The organism is Mesorhizobium sp. M00.F.Ca.ET.216.01.1.1, from assembly GCF_004010325.2.
Lineage (GTDB): Bacteria > Pseudomonadota > Alphaproteobacteria > Rhizobiales > Rhizobiaceae > Mesorhizobium.
On the sequence record NZ_SADR02000075.1, the window covers coordinates 1 to 1,272 of the forward strand.

Genomic DNA, 1,272 nt, shown 5'->3' on the forward strand with positions numbered 1-1,272 from the left:
GTCCATAAAGGGCAAGCATCTGAATTTATTAGAGAAATCGCGATATTTCCACGGGCAAAGCCCGGCGGTTTCAGGTACGCTTTAGTTTCAAGCGACTGATTCTAAAGACAAACCCGCAACCGCCGGAGCCGACAATGCGCCAAGAACGCACCGTCCAGGCTAAGTATATTTGATCTTTTCGCCGAACACGAGATCGGCCGTGAGCTCAGCGTGATGTCGCAGTGGCTGGACGAGCATCGCGATCTGTTGAACCTGGTGACGCGGGACCTGCGCCGGCATGGGGTCAAGGGAACCGGTCGCGAGGGTCTGCCGGCGGAAGCGGTGCTGCGCTGCGCGCTGCTTAAGCAATACCGCCAGTTGAGTTATCAGGAGCTCCATCTGGAAGACTCCGCGTCGTTTCGTGCGTTTGCCCGGCTGCCGTGGGGGTGGAGCCCGAAGAAGTCGGTGCTGCACAAGACGGTTAGCGCCATACGGGCCGAAACTTGGGAAGACATCAATCGCGTGCTGCTGGCGAGCGCCCGCCAGGACGGGGTCGAAACCGGCAGCGTCATGCGGCTCGACAGCACCGTCACCGCGGCGCTCATCCACGAGCCGAGCGACAGCAGTCTATTGTGGGATGCCGTGCGGGTGATGGTGCGCTTATTGCAGCAGGCGGATGCACTGGGCAGCGCCATCCCATGGCATGATCATTGCCGCGCGGCGAAGAAGCGAGCCCGGACGATCCAGTATGCCCGCGGCCGCCCCAAACGGGTCAAGCACTACCGCGAGCTGCTCAAGATCACCCGCAAAACCCTGGGCTATGTCGAGCAGGCGGCGGCGCAGTTGCCCTTGGCGGCGGGCCCGGCCGGCGAACTGTGGCAGGCCATGGTCCGCCACTACCGGCCGCTGATTGAACAGATCATCGCCCAGACAGAGCGGCGGGTCCTGGGCGGCGAGGCGGTGCAGGCCGGCGACAAGCTGGTCAGCTTGTTCGAGCCGCATGCCGACATCATCGTCAAGGGCAGCCGCGACGTCGATTATGGCCATAAGCTCAATTTGACCACCGGCCGAAGCGGGCTGATCCTTGACCTCGTCATCGAAGCCGGCAACCCGGCCGATAGCGAGCGGTTCTTGCCGATGCTCGAGCGCCACATCGGCATCTGGGACCAGGCGCCGCGGCAGGCGGCGGCCGACGGCGGCTATGCCAGCCGCGAAAATCTGCGCCGGGCCAAGGCCTGGGGCGTGCGCGACATGGCCTTCCACAAGAAGAGCGGCCTCAAGGTCGAAGACATG

1 pseudogene is annotated in these 1,272 nt (G+C 63.4%); it reads left to right on the forward strand.

Annotated features, from left to right (window positions below):
• Positions 1-134: 134 nt before the first annotated feature.
• Positions 135-1,272 (forward strand): annotated as a pseudogene (locus EN859_RS35075) (ISNCY family transposase); the annotation flags it as partial.